This window comes from [Empedobacter] haloabium (genome assembly GCA_008011715.2).
Classification (GTDB): domain Bacteria; phylum Pseudomonadota; class Gammaproteobacteria; order Burkholderiales; family Burkholderiaceae_D; genus Rugamonas; species Rugamonas haloabia.
The window spans coordinates 2,143,395-2,157,887 of the sequence record CP136508.1; the positions used below are offsets into that span (position 1 = coordinate 2,143,395).

The 14,493-nt window shown below is 66.9% G+C and carries 17 protein-coding genes; 12 read left to right on the forward strand and 5 right to left on the reverse strand.

From position 1 onward, the window contains the following. The first annotated feature begins 4 nt into the window (after positions 1-4). From fdh3B to E7V67_009400, 5 genes are read left to right on the forward strand one after another with little or no spacing between them, the layout of a single operon-like run. Complete coding sequence (fdh3B, locus tag E7V67_009380) at positions 5-631, forward strand: formate dehydrogenase FDH3 subunit beta (protein WUR15298.1); 627 nt, start codon at positions 5-7, stop codon at positions 629-631. Further along, positions 628-855, forward strand: a complete 228-nt coding sequence (locus E7V67_009385; GenBank protein WUR15299.1) for a hypothetical protein — start codon at positions 628-630, stop codon at positions 853-855. The genes fdh3B and E7V67_009385 overlap by 4 nt, the downstream gene beginning before the upstream one ends. A 14-nt stretch (positions 856-869) precedes the next feature. Beyond that, a complete protein-coding gene (locus E7V67_009390; GenBank protein ID WUR15300.1) occupies positions 870-1,988 on the forward strand; it encodes a formate dehydrogenase subunit gamma in 1,119 nt (372 codons plus the stop codon). A gap of 7 nt (positions 1,989-1,995) precedes the next feature. Continuing rightward, positions 1,996-2,355 (forward strand): hypothetical protein, encoded by a 360-nt coding sequence (locus E7V67_009395; protein WUR15301.1) that lies wholly within the window; start codon positions 1,996-1,998, stop codon positions 2,353-2,355. A 15-nt stretch (positions 2,356-2,370) separates the two neighbouring features. Beyond that, complete coding sequence (locus E7V67_009400) at positions 2,371-3,213, forward strand: formate dehydrogenase accessory sulfurtransferase FdhD (protein WUR15302.1); 843 nt, start codon at positions 2,371-2,373, stop codon at positions 3,211-3,213. 70 nt (positions 3,214-3,283) lie between these two features. On the opposite strand, the gene E7V67_009405 is transcribed toward E7V67_009400, so the two are convergent. Both E7V67_009405 and E7V67_009410 read right to left on the reverse strand, forming a co-directional pair. Next, entirely contained in the window at positions 3,284-3,832 is a 549-nt protein-coding gene (locus E7V67_009405; GenBank protein WUR15303.1) for an FxDxF family PEP-CTERM protein, read from the reverse strand. Positions 3,833-4,302: 470 nt separating this feature from the next. After that, positions 4,303-4,854, reverse strand: coding sequence for an FxDxF family PEP-CTERM protein (locus E7V67_009410; protein ID WUR15304.1), 552 nt, complete (start codon positions 4,852-4,854; stop codon positions 4,303-4,305). A 322-nt stretch (positions 4,855-5,176) separates the two neighbouring features. Here E7V67_009410 and E7V67_009415 point away from each other — a divergent pair, with 322 nt between their 5' ends. From E7V67_009415 to E7V67_009445, 7 genes are all read left to right on the forward strand, one after another. Then, the gene (locus E7V67_009415; protein WUR15305.1) at positions 5,177-6,073 is read left to right on the forward strand and encodes a LysR family transcriptional regulator; all 897 of its coding nucleotides are present in this window, start codon (positions 5,177-5,179) and stop codon (positions 6,071-6,073) included. Positions 6,074-6,328: 255 nt separating this feature from the next. Next, positions 6,329-6,490 carry a hypothetical protein gene (locus E7V67_009420; protein WUR15306.1) on the forward strand — a complete coding sequence of 54 codons (162 nt, stop codon included), beginning with the start codon at positions 6,329-6,331 and terminating at the stop codon, positions 6,488-6,490. A gap of 16 nt (positions 6,491-6,506) precedes the next feature. Continuing rightward, positions 6,507-6,674: a hypothetical protein gene (locus E7V67_009425; GenBank protein ID WUR15307.1), complete on the forward strand. Its 168-nt coding sequence runs from the start codon at positions 6,507-6,509 to the stop codon at positions 6,672-6,674. A gap of 197 nt (positions 6,675-6,871) precedes the next feature. Further along, the gene (locus E7V67_009430; protein ID WUR15308.1) at positions 6,872-7,249 is read left to right on the forward strand and encodes a hypothetical protein; all 378 of its coding nucleotides are present in this window, start codon (positions 6,872-6,874) and stop codon (positions 7,247-7,249) included. Next, positions 7,246-7,977, forward strand: a complete 732-nt coding sequence (locus E7V67_009435) for a DUF5668 domain-containing protein (protein ID WUR15309.1) — start codon at positions 7,246-7,248, stop codon at positions 7,975-7,977. Before E7V67_009430 ends, E7V67_009435 begins: the two co-directional genes overlap by 4 nt. Then, positions 7,977-9,056: a histidine kinase gene (locus E7V67_009440; GenBank protein WUR15310.1), complete on the forward strand. Its 1,080-nt coding sequence runs from the start codon at positions 7,977-7,979 to the stop codon at positions 9,054-9,056. Before E7V67_009435 ends, E7V67_009440 begins: the two co-directional genes overlap by 1 nt. A 13-nt stretch (positions 9,057-9,069) precedes the next feature. Then, positions 9,070-9,810 (forward strand): LytTR family DNA-binding domain-containing protein, encoded by a 741-nt coding sequence (locus tag E7V67_009445; protein ID WUR16252.1) that lies wholly within the window; start codon positions 9,070-9,072, stop codon positions 9,808-9,810. Here the strand turns inward: E7V67_009445 and E7V67_009450 are convergent. The 3 genes from E7V67_009450 to E7V67_009460 form a co-directional block, all read right to left on the reverse strand. Continuing rightward, positions 9,803-12,094: an ATP-dependent DNA helicase gene (locus E7V67_009450; protein ID WUR15311.1), complete on the reverse strand. Its 2,292-nt coding sequence runs from the start codon at positions 12,092-12,094 to the stop codon at positions 9,803-9,805. The two genes, E7V67_009445 and E7V67_009450, sit on opposite strands and share 8 nt — an antisense overlap. Next, complete coding sequence (locus tag E7V67_009455; protein WUR15312.1) at positions 12,082-13,722, reverse strand: VRR-NUC domain-containing protein; 1,641 nt, start codon at positions 13,720-13,722, stop codon at positions 12,082-12,084. Before E7V67_009455 ends, E7V67_009450 begins: the two co-directional genes overlap by 13 nt. Positions 13,723-13,927: 205 nt before the next feature. After that, positions 13,928-14,479, reverse strand: a complete 552-nt coding sequence (locus E7V67_009460; protein WUR15313.1) for a phasin family protein — start codon at positions 14,477-14,479, stop codon at positions 13,928-13,930. Positions 14,480-14,493: the final 14 nt, after the last annotated feature.

The window sequence follows — 14,493 nt, forward strand, 5'->3', positions numbered from 1 at the left end:
CGACATGGCACGCATGAAATTCATTTGCGACACCGAGCGCTGCATCGAATGCAACAGCTGCGCCACGGCGTGCAAGAACGAACACGAAGTACCGTGGGGCGTGAACCGCCGCCGCGTGGTGACGATCAACGACGGCATCATCGGCCAGGAGAAATCCGTGTCGGTGGCCTGCATGCACTGCTCGGACGCGCCCTGCATGGCCGTCTGCCCGGTGGACTGCTTCTACCGCACCGACGAGGGCGTCGTGCTGCACAACAAGGATGCCTGCATCGGCTGCGGCTACTGCTCCTACGCCTGCCCGTTCGGCGCGCCGCAGTTCCCGTCCAACGGCACCTTCGGCCTGCGCGGCAAGATGGACAAGTGCACGTTCTGCGCCGGCGGCCCGGAGGAAAACGGCTCGCAGGAGGAGTTCGAGAAGTACGGCCGCAATCGCCTGTCCGAAGGCAAGCTGCCGGCCTGCGCCGAGATGTGCTCGACCAAGGCCCTGCTGGGCGGCGACGGCGACGTGGTGGCGGACATCTTCCGCACCCGCGTCATCACGCGCGGCAAGGGCAGCGAAGTGTGGGGCTGGGGCACCGCCTATGGCAACAAGCCGCAGCAGGACTCGGTGCCGCAGGAGCTGGCCAAATGAAGCGCCTCGTCATCGTGACGGCGGCGCTGCTGCTGGCGGCCTGCGGCGAAGTGGACCAGGCCAGGCCGGGCGTGGCCGTCGAACGGGGCGACCAGGCGGCCTACACGGGCGCGCACGGCACCATCGCGGCCAAGGGCTGGGAGGCGGGCAACCGCACCTCGTGGCAGCAGCAGGTGCGTAACCGCGGCCAGCTGCAGAACGAGTACAACCGGATCGCCCGGTGAGAGGGGAGGCAAGCATGCAACGATGGCTAGCCATGCTGGCGCTGTGCTGCGCCGCGCTGGGTACCGGCAGCGCGCTGGCGCAGCAGGAGACGCCGGCAGCTGTCCCCGCGCCCGCGGCGGCGCCGCAGGTGCAGTCGGTCGACATCCTGAAACAGGACCAGGCCGAGCGCACCCGCGTCCAGCCGGGCAACGCGGCGCCCGTGTGGCGTTCGGTGAACGCCGGCACGGAGCACTATTCCAGCCTGCCGTATCGCGAGGCGGGAGTGCTGATCCAGCAGAAGGTGCAGTACCCGGGCCAGGAACGTGCCGTCTCGGCGGGCGAGGCCTGGCGCCGCTTCCGCAACGGCCCGCTGCTGCACGTGGGCGGCTGGCTGTTCCTGGCGGCGATCGCCGCCTGCGCGGCGCTGTACTTTATTGCCGGACCCCTGAAGATCAAGGGACCGCTGACCGGCCGCCTGATCGAGCGCTTCACCCCGGGCGAACGGCTGATCCACTGGTCCGTCGCGATCACCTTCGTGATCCTGATGCTGTCCGGCCTGACGATGGCGTTCGGCAAGTTCGTCCTGATGCCGCTGATCGGGCACGGCCTGTTCGGCTGGCTGACGTATGCGCTGAAGACCGTGCACAACTTCGTCGGTCCGCTGTTCGCCGTGTCGCTGCTGGCCATGATCGTCAAGTTCGCGCGCGACAACCTGCCGGTGAAAGCCGACGTCAAGTGGCTGCTGTCGTTGGGCGGCGCCATCGGCGGCAAGCACCCGCACGCGGGCCGCTTCAACGGTGGCGAGAAGATCTGGTTCTGGGGCGGCGTGCTGGCGATGGGCGTGCTGGTGACGGCGTCCGGCTTCGTGCTGGACAAGATCGTGCCAGGCCTGGACTATACGCGCCACCTGATGCAGCTGTCGAACGTGGTGCACCTGGTGGCGGCCTCGCTGGTGATGGCCGCGTCGCTGGGCCATATCTACCTGGGCACGCTCGGCATGCAGGGCGCCTACCGCGCCATGCGCGACGGCTACGTGGACGACCAGTGGGCCAAGGAACACCACGACCTGTGGTATGACGAGGTGGTACGGGGCGACGTCCCGCGCGTACGCTCGCAGGAACCCGTGCCGGCCGCCAAGCCGCGCACCGTTTGAGGAGAGAATGATGAAACCTAGTGTATTGGCCGCGCTGCTGCTGGCCGGCGCCACGCTGGCGCAGGCCAAGCTGCCGGCCCAGACGGAAGAGCAGAAGGCCGCCGCCGCGGCCGCGAAGGACAAGGCGGCGTGGACCGACAAGGTGTCGGCCTTCCAACTGTGCAAGGCGCAGGACCGGGTGGCGGCGTATTATGCGAAGCACAAGGCCGACGGCAAGCCTGTCACGCCGACGGCGACGCCGGCCTGCACCGATCCGGGGCCGTACGTGGCCCAAGTGGCGGCGCAGGCCCAGGTGGGCGTGGCCGATTCGAAGCCGGTGCCGGCCGCCGGCGCGGTCCAGCCGGGACCGGCCGTACCGAAGAAATAGCAAGGAACCAGCGCGATGTCGTACCGCCCCCAGTTGTCGAGCGCCAGCGCCGTGCTGACGCGTGAAGTCGAGGTGCTCGACGAGCGGGGCCGCGCGTCCGTCATCGCCATTCCCGCCGAGCGCCCGCTCACCGTCTACGTGGACAAGCGCGAGCTGGTCACCCTGATGACGCTGGGCGGCGCGCCGGAAGCGCTGACCCTGGGCTACCTGCGCAACCAGCGCCTGGTGACGGCGCTGGAGGACATCGTCTCCGTGCAGGTGGACTGGGATGTCGATGCCGTCGCCGTCACCACGCGAAACGGCATCGCCAGCCTGGCCGAACGCACGTCCAAGCAAGTCGTCACGACCGGCTGCGGCCAGGGCTCCGTGTTCGGCGGCCTGATGGACGACGTCGACCGCATCGCGCTGCCGCCCAACGCACGGCTGGCGCAATCCACGCTGTACCGCATCGTCGATGCGGTCCGCATCCAGCAATCGATCTACAAGCAGGCCGGCTCCGTGCACGGCTGCGCGCTATTTTCCGCCAGCGGCGAGATGCTCAGCTTTGTCGAGGATGTCGGCCGCCACAACGCGGTGGACGCGATCGCCGGCCAGATGTGGCTGGACGGCACCGAAGGCGCCGACAAGGTGTTCTACACAACCGGCCGGTTGACCTCCGAGATGGTGATCAAGGGTGCCCAGATGGGCATTCCGTTCCTGCTGTCCCGTTCCGGCACGACGCAGATGGGCCATATGGTCGCCGAGCGCATCGGCATGACCCTGCTGGCACGCTGCACCGGCAAGCACTTCCTGCTGCTGACGGGGCAGGAGCGGCTGGTCTACGAGCCTGGTACCGCGGATGTGCTGCGCTACGCTTGAACAGAAATCCGCCGATGAGCGAAAAAAAACCCGCCGAAGCGGGTTTTGGTGAAGCTAACTCAGCTGAAGATCAGCCCAGTTTGTTGTTGGCTTTGCGGCGAGCCGTGAAAGCCAGCATGCCCAGGCCCAGGCCCAGCATGGCGTAGGTGGTTGGCTCAGGAACAGCCGACACCAGGTTCAGGTTGCCAGCGTAGGAACCGCCTTTGCCGCTCAGCAGCGTGTTGCCGGTGACGGTGAAGCCGTAGTTGCCGGCGACCAGGTCAGCTTCCGGGAAGAACGAGATGCTGCCGTCGGCATCGAAGGTCGTTGCCAGGTTGGTGCGCACGCCGCCCACTTCCGAGAAGAAGGTGATGTCGGTGATGCCATAGTTGGCCAGGCGAGCCGTGTCGATCTTGGTTTTGCCAGCCACTGCCGTGCCGGAGGCCGACGCCAGGGCGTCCGAAACCGAGAACAGGAAGGTGTCGGTGTACGAACCGGTCGTTGCGTGGGTCATGCCGAACGTTGCGTTGCCAGCGGCATCGAACGTCAGGGTGGTGTCTGCAGCGGCGACGCCGCTGGCCAGCAGGCCGGCGGACAGCAGGAGGGAACCGGCGACCTTGCTGAACAGTGCTTTTTTCATCTGAATTACCTTATTGGTTGTTAGGGGTTGGTGAAACTCGATTCTGGCTCAACTTCGGGCTATCTCGGGTATCCATCGTGACACAAGGTTACCCTCGGTGGCCCGACGTCTTAAAGAAATCATAACATAGCAATGCTAGAGTGCGACGCCTGTTACAATTTAGCATTGAAACAGTAGCAATATTCTGTTGCATTGCGGAGTAAAATTCCTGCAAGCAACTCAAGCGAATTGCAGAATGGAATTCACTGTTTCCTAAGCGCTAGACTAGCGTTTGCTTGCCGCAGCGCCAAGGCAAGTTGTGCTTGCATGAAATTTCACTACAGTATCGCTGTGGAAATTGGTGCAATGCAGCATTATTGCGTCAGGCTTCCAGTTTGTAACCAAGAAGCGCTTTCCATGCCGCGCAGTCGGCTTCCACGCGCAAAAAAACCCGCCGAAGCGGGTTTTGGAAACTGGACCGCGCGTTCCGATCAGCCCAGCTTGTTGTTGGTCTTGCGGCGGGCGGTAAAGGCCAGCAGGCCGATACCGACGCCGAGCATCGCATAGGTAGCTGGTTCCGGCACTGGCGCCGTCACGTTCAGGGTCCCTGCATACGAACCGCCGGATGCACCGTTCAGCACGTTGCCGCTGACGGTGAAACCGTAGTTACCTGCGCTCAGGCCTTCCACTGGATAGAACTCGATGTGGCCGTCCGAAGTGAAGGACGTTTCCAGGTTCGTGCGTACGCCACCGACGTCCGAGAAGAACTGGATGTCCGTGATGCCGTAGTTGGCCAGACGGGCGCCATCGATATAGGTCTTGCCGACGATGGCGGTACCGCTGATCCATGCCTGGGTGGCTGGGTCCACGGAGAACAGGAAGGTGTCCGTGAACGAGCCGGCGGAGTCGTGCGTGATGCCGAACACGGCATTGCCAGCGGCGTCGAAGGTCAGGGTTTCGTCTGCCGCTGCCACGCCGGAGGCGAGCAGACCAGCGGACAACAGGAGGGAGCCGGCTACCTTGCTAAAGAACGCTTTCTTCATTTGTATTACCCCTTGATTCGTTTGTTGTTACGAAAGTAGTAGCTTGACGTCAGCCGTTGCACAGCCAATACTTTCCTAGCCTGCAGAAAATATAAGTTTACGCAACTGCTAACATTGTCAATATAACTCTGCCGGCTTCGAAGATACTTCATTAATGAAATGTGTTTGTTCACATCCGGCCACGCCGTTTTCCCGTCCAGGGGCGCCGGAAAAAGATCAGCTAAAGTCAAGGACTATATTTTTTTCTTTTTTGCGAAAGAACTGCGTTGGCTAGCGGCAATGCTGCGCCGGGCCACGCGGGCAGCCCATCTATAATGTGCCGATGGACATTCATTCCGACGACCTGAGAACCTTTGTCGCCGTGGTCGACAGCGGCTCGCTCAGTGCGGCGGCCGTGCACCTCGGGCAGACCACGTCCGGCGTCAGCCGTGCCCTGTCGCGCCTGGAAGAAAAGTTGCAGACATCGCTGCTGACGCGTACCACGCGCCGCATGGAACTGACGGAAGAGGGCCAGCTCTTTCTCGACCGGGCCCGCCAGATCCTGGCGGCCATCGAGGAGGTCGAGGAGTGCATCCGCATTCGGCGCCAGCGACCGGCGGGGCGCCTGTGCGTGGACGCGGCGTCGCCGTTCATGTTGCATTGCATCGTGCCGCACGTGGCGGAATTTCGCGCGCTGTACCCGGAGATCCGGCTCGAGCTGACCAGCAACGACCAGATCGCCGACCTGATCGAACACCGCACCGACATCGCGATCCGCATCGGCACCCTGCAGGATTCGACGTTGCATGCCCGGGCGCTGCCCGCCAGCGCCCTGCACGTGCTGGCCAGCCCGGAATACCTGGCCCGCCACGGCAGCCCGGCCGATCCGGGCGAGCTGGCCGCGCACGCCTTGCTCGGCTTCGTCCAGTACGAGCCCGGCAACCTGTGGCCGCTGCGCCATGCCGACGGCAACTCGCTGCAGGTGACGCCGGCGCTGGCCGCATCGAGCGGCGAGACACTGCGGCAACTGGCGCTGGCGGGGCAGGGCATCGCCTGCCTGGCCGACTTCATGACGCGCGCCGACATTGCCGCCGGCCGCCTGGTGCCGCTCCTGGCAGCATTCAACAGCGGCTACCGCCAGCAGATCCACGCCGTGTATTACCGCAACACGCAGCTGGCCCAGCGTATCAGCTGCTTCCTCGACTTCCTGCAACAGAAACTGCTCCAGCATCAATCGTAGGTGCAGTCCCACAGTAACGAGAGCCGAAGCGCGACGTGCCTTTGTTCGCTGGCGCACGGAGGCCCGGCCTGCGCGACCATAAGATGGAGTTGCGTGATTGATGCGCGATGCAACGAATCATAAGAAGCGAAGCAAAGCCGCTCGTCCGCAGGCAAGCCGGTCGCCTCAAGCGCCGGCACCAGAATTCATGGCCAGACCCGCGCCCGCGTACTTCGAGGCAGAACCCCTGGCTGACAATCGTACTAGGAGGTCATCATGACGACGCCGCAAACGAATCATCCTTCGAAGGAAATGGTGCGTGAGTATCTGGAACGCAGGACGCAGGACGTGCAGCCGCCACCCACTCCGGAGGAGATCCGCCGGCAACTGGGCTGGGGCCTCGTCATGTTCGATGAAAAACCGGATTACCGGTCCTAACCACAAGGAGAACAGCATGACCAAACGTATCGGCAACAAGGATATCGCCCAGCATCGCGGCAAGGAGGAAAAGCAGCGCGTGCGCGCCTCCAACATCGCGATGGAAGCCGAAAAGAAAGCCATCGCCGCCGCCAAGTACCGCAACCAGGTAAAGGGCCGCCCGGCCCCGGCCGCCCAGGCCTGAGCGCGCCGCCGGCACCCGCCAGCCCACTCCCCGGAGTGGGCTGTTTGTTTTATGGGGCCGCGCAGCGACGCGGCACCGCCGTTCACCGCCCCCGCCGTCATTCGCCGGTACCGGCCCGCCGTCCGCCGAAAAGCGGTTGGCACCGCTGTCGCGTCGGCGTATCGTTGCCGCATCGTCAAGCGACTCCGGAGGGCATCATGCACGATACCACTCACCATGCCTTGCAGCGCCAGCGCCGCCAGGTGATCTGGGGGCTCACCCTGATCGCCTTCGGCGTGGCCTACCTGCTGCAGCGCGACGACGGCGACGCCGTCGTGCGCCTGTGGCAGTACTGGCCATGGGTGCTGGTCGCGTTCGGCGTCAACAACATGCTGCCGCCGACGGACGGCCGGCGCTTCGTCGACGGCCTGTCGCAAGTACTGTTCGGCGCCTGGTTCTGGATCACCATCGAAGGCTGGTGGGGCCTGAACTTCGGCAACAGCTGGCCCTTGCTGATCATCGTCGGCGGGCTGGGCATGGTGCTGCAGCCGCTGGCGCACCGGTATTTCCCGCGCCACCAGGAGGAGCGGTCATGAGCACCAGGTACCCTGGGCAGCACATGGGCGCGCAGGTCGTCGTCGGCCTGGCCGTCATCGCCATCGGGTTGCTGTTCCTGTGCGATAACCTGGGCTGGCTGGACCTGGACATGGGCATGCAATTCTGGCCCGTGGTGCTGATCGCGGCCGGCGTGCTGAAGATCTCCCAGTCCCGCTCCCGGCGCGGCGGCATCGCCGGCGGCGCGCTGCTGCTGGCCGGCGTGCTGCTGCTGCTGCGCGCGCTGGGGCTCGTGACGATCGGCTGGAACGTGCTCGGTCCCATGTTCCTGATCGGTGGCGGCGTGCTGTTGCTGTTGCGTGGCGCGACCCGGCGCGGCATCGCGGCAGGCACCGGCGCCCCGGCCGGCGTGCGCCTCGACAAGGACGCCGACAACGCGACCGAGGACGTCATCAACGTCACGACCGTGCTCGCCTCCTATCGTCGCCGCATGACCACGCAGCATTTCCGCGGCGGCGAGATCACGGCCATCACGGCCGGTTGCGACCTGGACCTGCGCGAGGCATCGATCGACAGTGTCGCGGTCCTGCACGTGTTCGCGCTGATGGGCGGCATCAACATCAAGGTGCCGACGGATTGGACGGTGGAACTGGAGGGAGTGCCGATCCTCGGCGGCTTCGAAGACTCCACCTTGCGTCCGCGCGACGCCGGCAAACGCCTGGTCGTGCGCGGCTATGCCATCATGGGCGGGCTGGAGCTGCGCAACTGATGCAGGGACCGTTGTCGACCCGGCGCGGCGCGCTGCTTTACCTGATCGCCTGGCTGTACCTGGGCATGGCGCTGGGCGTCGTGTGCGCGGCGCTGGCGCATACCCGGCTGGTCAACGGCCTGGTGTTCGCGCTGCCGACCACGCCTGCGTACGGCATCGCCGCCGGTTTTTCGACCTACTACCTGTGCCGCGCCAATCCGCTCGGCACACGTCCGGCGCCGCTGATCATCGTGATGCTCGCCGCGGCGGCGATCCTGGCCGGTTTCATGTGGCTCGCCGTGCTGCAGGGCTGGAACGAGTTGTGCCAGGGCCTGGGCGTGGCATGGGCCGGGGTGCCGGTCGGCACCGAGCTGTCCGCCTTGCTGTTCGCCCTGGGGGCGCTGCTGTATGGGCTGCTGGCCGCGATCAACTACCTGGCCATCGAGGCCGGCCGCGCGCGCAACGCGGAACGCCATGCGCTGGAAGCGCGGGTGGCGGCGCAGGAGGCGGAGCTGCGCATGCTGCGCACGCAGATCGACCCGCACTTCCTGTTCAACAGCCTGAATTCGATCAGCGCGCTGACGTCGCAGGACCCGCGCGCGGCGCGCGACATGACCTTGCAGCTGGCCAGCTTCTGCCGCCACAGCCTGGGCCTGGCGGGGCAGGACAAGGTGACGCTGGAGCAGGAGATGACGTTGATCCGGCACTTCCTCGCCATCGAAAAGGTGCGCTTCGGCGCGCGGCTGGTAACGGAGGAGGCGCTCGAGAAGGGCGCGCTGGCCTGCCTGGTGCCGCCGATGATCATCCAGCCACTGGTGGAGAACGCGGTCAAGCATGGCATCGGCCAACTGCCCGAGGGCGGCCTGCTGCTGGTGGCGGCGTGGCGCGAGGGGCGCGGGGCCGCCACGCGCCTGCGCATCACGGTCAGCAACGCCGTCGACGAGCACGCGAACAGCGGCGGTGCCGGCGGCATCGGCCTGGCCAACGTGCGCCAGCGCCTGGCCTGCGCCTACCCGAACGCGGCGACGATCGCCTGGAAGCGCGAGGACGGCACGTTCACCGTCGATATCGCGCTGCCGGGCGAGACCAAGGAGAGCTGACGTGAGCGCGCTCATCCGCACCGTCATCGTGGACGACGAACCGCTGGCGCGCGCTCTCGTGCGCGAATACCTGGCGGGGCATGCCGACGTGAGCATCGTGGCCGAATGCGGCAACGGCTTCGAGGCCGTCAAGGCCATCGCCGAACTGGCGCCCGATCTCGTCGTGCTCGATATCCAGATGCCCAGGCTCGATGGCTTCGAGGTCGTCGAGTTGGCCGGTACGCGCGCGGGCACCCGCTTCATCTTCGCCACCGCGTTCGACCAGTACGCGATTCGCGCGTTCGAGGTGCGCGCGCTGGACTACCTGCTGAAACCGTTCAGCCAGCAGCGTTTCGATCAGGCGCTGGACAATGTGCGGCGCGCCCTGGCCGCCGCCGTCGCGGCGCCCGCGCTGCGCGGCCTGGGGCGGGCGGCGGCGCCGGGCCAGCCGCTCGAGCGCGTGCTGATCCGCGATGGCGCCCGGGTCCACGTGATCGGCTGCGACACGATCGACTGCGTGCGTGCCCAGGACGACTACGTGGAAATCCACGCCGGCGGCAAGGCTTATCTGAAGAACCAGGCGCTGTCGGAGCTGGAAGGCCAGCTGGACCCGCGCCGCTTCCTGCGCGTGCACCGTTCCTGGCTGGTCAACATCGAGGCCGTCGGCCGCATCGAGCAGGCCACGCGCGACAGCCACGTGGCCGTGCTGCGCGATGGCAGCCGCATTCCCGTCAGCCGCGGCGGCTACCAGAAGCTGCGCGCCGTGATCAGCTGACGGCCGGGCCGATGCGCCACCAGGCCGGCAGCAGCGCCTGGATCTCCGGCCGGCCGAAGCGGTCGTCGATCAGGTGCACGGTGCCGCGGTCGGTGGTGGTGCGGATCACGCGGCCAGCCGCCTGGACGACTTTCTGCAGGCCTGGGTACAGGTAGGTGTAGTCGTAGCCGGCGCCGAACATCGCGTCCATGCGCCGGCGGATGCCTTCGTTGACGGGGTTCAGCTGGGGCAGGCCCAGGGTGGCGACGAAGGCGCCGATCAGGCGCGCGCCCGGCAGGTCGATGCCTTCGCCGAAGGCGCCACCCAGCACGGCGAAGCCGATGCCCTGGCCGTCGGCCGTGAAGCGGGCCAGGAAGGCGTCGCGCGCGCCTTCGTCCATGCCCCGTGCCTGGCGCCACACCGGCACGCCGGGATGCCGCGCCTCGAACAGGTCGGCCGCCTTTTCCATGTAGTCGAAACTGCTGAAGAACGCCAGGTAGTTGCCGGGCTGGCGCTGGTACTGAGCGCCCATCAGCGCCGCGATGGGCGCGAGCGAGCGGTCGCGGTGCTGCCAGCGCGTCGAGATATGGCTGGCCACGTGCACTGCCAGCTGGTCGGCGGCGAAGGGCGAGGCGACGTCCACCCAAGCCGTATCGGCCGGCATGCCCAAGGTGTCGGCGTAGTAGTTCCAGGGGCTCAGGGTGGCCGAGAACAGCGCCACCGAACGGGCCGCGGCAAAACGCGGCTGCAGGAACGGCGCCGGCACGATATTGCGCAGGCACAGCGTGGAGCCGCGCTTGCCGGCACGCGACGTGGTCAGCGTCACGTCGAACAGCGAGTGGTCACCGAAGCTTTCCGCCAGCCGGGCGAAGTGCAGGCCCTGGAAATAGAAGTCCAGCACGTCGGCGTCGAACCAGGCCGGGTTCTCGGCCAGGTAGTCGCCGATGGCCGTCGTCGCCGTCTGCAGCGCGCCCATGAATTTTTCCGGCAGCGCCGCCAGCGCGCGGTACTCCTCGTCCTGTTCCTTTTCCAGGGCGAGCCACTGGCGGTGCACCCGGTCCAGGGGCTTGGCCAGCGCCGCCGGCGCCGTCTTCTTCAGCGCGCGCAAGGTGCCGTGTTCCAGGTCGGCCGAGTACATGGCGCGGGCACGCGAGACCATATTGTGGGCCTCGTCCACCAGCACGGCCACGCGCCAGTCGTTTTGCACCGTCAGGGAATGCAGCAGGGCGGAGAAGTCGAAGTAGTAGTTGTAGTCGCCCACGATCACGTCGGCCCAGCGCGCCAGTTCGCTTTGCAGGTAATACGGGCAGACGTCGTGCGCCAGCGCGGCCGCGCGCACCGAGGCCCGGTCCAGCAACGGCAGCGCCAGTGCGGCGGCACGCGCGGCCGGCAGCCGGTCGTAGAAGCCGCGCGCCAGCGGGCATGCTTCGCCATGGCAGGCCAGGTCCGGATGCTCGCAGGCGCGGCTCTTCGCCGTCAGCTCCAGGGTGCGCAACGGCAGCAGCGGCGCGCTCTCGCGCAGGCGCGTGACGGCGTCCAGCGCCATCTGCCGGCCGGAGGTTTTCGCGGCCAGGAAGAAGATCTTGTCCAGAGCGTGCCTGGGCGCGGCCTTCAGCAGCGGGAACAGGCTGCCGATGCTCTTGCCGATCCCGGTCGGCGCCTGCGCCAGCAGCGCGCACGAGCGGCTGCTGGCCTTGAACATGGCCTCGGCCAGTTCGCGCTGGCCGGGCCGGAACGTGGGATGGGGGAACGCCAGTGCCGCCAGCTGCGCGTCGCGCGCCGTGCGGTGCGCCAGCTCCTGCTCGGCCCAGCCGACGAAGGCGGCGCAATGCGCCTCGAACACGGCGCGCAGCGCGGCGGCGTCGTGCTGCTCGGCCAGCACCGTTTCCTTCTGGCTGCCGATGTCGAAGTAGACCAGGGCCAGGCGCACGCTGGCCAGCCCGCGGGCCTGGCACAGCAGGTGGCCGTACACCTTCAGCTGCGCCCAATGCAGCGCGCGGTGATTGGCCGGCATGCGCGCCAGGTCGCCGCGGTAGGTCTTGACCTCTTCCAGCTGGTGGTTGCGCGGATCGTAGCCATCGGCGCGGCCGCGCACGTGCAGCGGGCCCCACTGGCCGGACAGGGCGATCTCGCGTTCGTAGTCGTCGTCGCGCCGCGCGCTGACGACCGCATGGCCGGCGATGCCTTCCTGCGCCGTGGGCGAGGGCGTGAAGCGCAGGTCGAGGTCGCCCGTCTTGGCCGTGAACTCGCACAGCGCGCGCACCGCCACCGTGTAGCGCGCGGCAGCTTCCGTCACGCCTGCCATTGCAGGTAGCACACCGTGACGGGCATGCGGTGCTGGGCGCAGTAGTCGATCCAGCGCAGCTGGTTGTCCTGCAGCCGGTCGCCCGGTCCCTTCACCTCGATCATCTGGTAGCGCCGCTCCTGTGGCCAGAAGCGGATCAGGTCCGGGAAGCCCGTGCGGTTTTCCTTGACGTCGGCCAGGATGCGCTGGAACGACACCTTCAGGTGCTCGGGCGGAATGCAATCCAGCGCCAGCGCCAGCAGGGTGTCGTCCAGGCCGTCCCAGTAGACGAACGGCGACGAGATGCCGTGCTTGGCGGCGCGGGTGGCGCGGATCGCGTCGCGCCAGCTGCCGTCGTCCAGCCGGGCGAAGCAGGCGGCGAAGCGCTCGGCGCGGCGGTGCCCGAAGTCGGCGCTGTGCAGGTCCGCCGGGCCATGGTGGAACGGGTGGAAGAAGGCGCCCGGCACGGCGGCGAAGATGGCGTCCCAGCACAGCAGGCCGAACAGCGAATTGATCAGCGTGTTCTCGACGTAGAACACCGGCGCCCCGTCCTGCGCCAGGTGGTCGCGCACCACGCCCTCGACCCACCAGCCGGGCGCCGGCAGCGGCAATTCCAGGTCGAGCCGGTCGATGGCGGGGCGCTTGCGCGGCGCGGCGCCGGGATGGCCCAGCCGGCGCGCCAGGCGCGGGCCGATGCGCAGCAGCTGCTGGCGTTCCGCCTCGCTTTCCGGCGCGGCCTGGGCACGCGCCAGCAGTTCCCACGCGGGGCCGTACTGCTCGTCCTTTTCCAGCACGCGGATGGTGCGGGCACGGGCCCCGGGCCAGGCGCAGTCGGCATACACGGCGAGCGCGCCGGGCCAGTCGCGCAGCTTTTCCAACTGCTGGCCCATCTGGAACAGCAGCTTGTGGCGGCGCCCGCGCAGCCATTCGTTGTCGCCGCTGGCCGGCGGCACGTCCGCCAGCACGGCCAGCGGCGCCTCGCCGGCGCCGAAGCGCTCGCGGCAGGCGTGCAGGCGCAGGTACTCGTCGATGTCGCGGCGCGACCGGAATGCCCGCGCAGCGGGGCCGAAATCGACTTTTTCAAAGCGGTAGACACCCAGGTCGGACAGCACGAACTCGGTCCAGTCCTGGTGGTAGTTACCGAAGAAGATCAGGCGCAGGCGGTCGCACAGGGGCTTGGCCAGCACGCGGTAGACGGCGTCGTCGCCGTCGGGCCACCACGCCGAGAACGGGCGCGCCTCCTGGTGGTTTTCGCGCAGCGCCGCCAGCTGGTCGGCCTTGCGCGCCGCGCGCAGCGCCCCTTCCAGGCCGAACACCTGGCACAGCTCGGGTTTTTGCAACAGCTCGAACAGCTCGTCCAGGGTCAGCTCCGGATCGGCGGCGATCCAGCCCTGTTGCGCCAGCGCCCCGGCGGCAGCGCGGCTGCAGCCGATTTCGTCGTAGCTCAGCTTGCTTGCGCGGAACAGCAGGCCCTTGCGCATGACCATGCGTACGAACAGCGCGCGGGCGTTTTGCGGCAGGGTGGGGAAGACGTCGATGAAAGCACGCTCGTCGGCATCGAGCAGGTCGCCATAGCGCTCGCCGATCCACGCCAATACCTGGTGGAAATTGTCGAGGTAATAAAAGGGGTTTTCCAGGACGGGCTTCATGGGACGGCGACGGCGGGGTGGTGCAATCAACTGTATCTTTATACAGTTTATCGCGTTGCCGTGCGCTTGCCCAGCAAATTCGTCGCTGGGGTCTGTCCCTGCAAGGGACTGACCCCGAAGTCGCGTGCACGAAAGCGACGGCAACTTCAGGGTCAGTCCCCTTTGGGGACAAACCCTGAGCGCGCGCCGCTGGTGGGCTTGTTGATCAGTGCTTGGTCTGCTGCTGCGCCTGCTGGTCCGCCAGCGCGGCGGCCTTGGCCAGCTGCTCCTCGAACGCGGCCACGGCCTGGCGCGTGGCGGTGGTGACCTGCTCATAGCCCTTGAAGGCATTGTCGATGGCGGCCTTGACGATCTCCACCGCGTTCTCCGAGCCGGGTCGGACGTTTTTCGTCACGTCGTAGATCAGCGCCGACAGGTTGCTCTTGGCTTCGGCCAGGTGGGCATCCGCCGCGCGCGTGAATTCATTGTGGATGTCGGCGATGATCTGGCTCAGTTGCTGGTTGTAGCCGACGATATTGGTCAGGTTGTGCATTTTTGCGCTGGCGGCGGCCATGGCGGCCTTGGGGTCGCTGGCCTGGCTTGCTTCGCGCCCGGCGGCGAGGCTGTTCTCGATGCCGGTGCGGGCCGTGTTCATGTTCAGCTGCACGACCTGCTCGAGGCCCTGGACCGCCTTGTTGGTCAGCGTATTGAACGTTTCGAGCTGGAACTCGAACAACGCCTTGGTGGCCTGGGCGAACTGCTCTGGATTCTGGAACATGTGTCTTCCTCCAA